The sequence below is a fragment of the Ralstonia sp. RL genome, from assembly GCF_001683835.1.
GTDB classification, from domain to species: domain Bacteria; phylum Pseudomonadota; class Gammaproteobacteria; order Burkholderiales; family Burkholderiaceae; genus Ralstonia; species Ralstonia mannitolilytica.
The window spans coordinates 1-1,694 of the sequence record NZ_LWRX01000012.1 but is presented as its reverse complement, the minus strand read 5'-3'; the positions used below and the strand labels follow the sequence as shown (position 1 = coordinate 1,694).

The 1,694-nt window shown below is 68.7% G+C and carries 2 protein-coding genes; one reads left to right on the top strand and one right to left on the bottom strand.

All coding sequences use genetic code 11. From position 1 onward, the window contains the following. Positions 1-926: CBS domain-containing protein (locus A6M56_RS02200; protein WP_286757703.1), on the bottom strand; the 926-nt coding region annotated here is incomplete at its 3' end. 240 nt (positions 927-1,166) lie between these two features. Here A6M56_RS02200 and A6M56_RS02195 point away from each other — a divergent pair. Beyond that, the coding region (locus tag A6M56_RS02195) for a hypothetical protein (protein ID WP_502686844.1) at positions 1,167-1,694 on the top strand (528 nt) is incomplete at its 3' end.

Here is a 1,694-nt window from a genome sequence, read left to right as displayed (position 1 = left end):
GTGTGTGTACATCTCGCACAAGCTCGACGAGGTCTGTCCTTCAGCCAGATCGGGAACGGGACGTTGTCGAGCAGGGCGCGCTGGTAGCGGGCCTGGCGGGCGGCGTCGTCCCGCAGCTGATCGCGCGATTCGGCAAGGGATTGCCGCTCGTTGATCATCCGGTCGAGCAGGTCGAGTTTGAGCGGGCTCATCAGGGCGTGTTCGGAGAGCAGGCCGACCAGTTGCCCGGCAGCGTCGACCACCGGCAGGTGGCGGATGCGATGCCTCAGCATCAGCCGGGCAGCCTCGGCCAGCGGGCGATCATCGGCGATGGTGATGGCCGGCTGGCTCATGACCCGGTTCAGCGGCGGGTTCTGCTCGCCGCTCAGGAAGAAGCGGACGACATCGTGCTCGGTCACGACCCCACAGGGGTACGGGCCATCGACCACGACCGCGCAACTGCCCCGCACGGCGGCCATCGCTTGGACAGCTTCGTCGAGCCCGGCGTCTCCCGGCAGGCGGGGGAAGGTGTGCTCCATCAGCGCGTCGACCGCGTTCAGGTGCATGAAAAAATCGGGGCCGAGGTAGGTGCGAAAGTCGGATTCATTGACGATGCCCAGCGGCTGCTCGTCGGGGTCGACGACCACGATGCGCCGCAGCCCGCGCCGGGCGGCCTCGCGATAGGCCTGGCGGAAGTCGGTGTCGGCCGGTACGGAGTGCACCGGGCTGCTCATCGCCTCCCTGGCTTGCTGCTCGGGGGAGGCGCGGCGCTGCACGAGGCGCAGGATGTCGCGTTCGGTGATGATGCCGAGCGCCCTTCCGTCATCATCGACGACGATGACCGACGAGATGCCTGCCGCCAGCATGTGCGCGGCGACTTCCCGAAGCCGGGTGGCGGGTGTCACGCGGTCGCTGCGGCGGGTGATCAGCTCGACTATTTTGGGCACAGCCTCCTCCTCTTATTGATTCTAAGATGAATTTTGCGGGCCGATGCTGATGGGCATCAAATCTGCGCACTTGCCCGTTGGGGCGAGGTGGCGTCCGGAAATAACGACGCCGGCCCGCGCCTCAGTTTCGCCATGCCTGCCGCGGCCTTGCTGCGCCGCACGCATGTCTCGACAGTGGCGCCCGACAGGCCTAAGCTTCGCGCCCATGCAAACCCCAGCCTTCCCTGCGATGGTGGCGGCATGACCACGGCAGGCCAGTTGCGCGTCAGCGCCCGTTGGGCCGATGGGCAGATCGACGACCTCACGGTCGACCTGCAGCGGCCCTCCGTGGCACGCCTGTTCATCGGCCAGTTGCCGGACGTCGTCATCAAGACGGTGCCCTACCTGTTTACCCTGTGCTCGCATGCCCAGCGGGCGGCGGCACAGGCAGCCGTCAATGCGGCGCTCGGCGAGACGCCGCGCCCGCCGGAGCAGGAAGCCCTGTGGCGCGAGGTGCTGCATGAGCACCTGTGGCGACTGCTGCTCGACTGGCCGGTTGCCGTCGGCTTGCCGCCGGCGCGCGAGGCGTTTGCCGCCTGGCGGGCACGCCGGCAGGATGCCGACTGTGTCGCGCAGACCCGTGACCTGATCGAACAGACCCTGCACCCCCTGGGGCGGGCCTGCGCTGAGCGCCTGGCTGCGGCGACCGGCGAGATGGCGGCAGGCACGCCGGCCCCGGCCACCCGGCTCGATGCCGAAGCCTGGTTGGCCTACTGGCGGGGGGAGGTG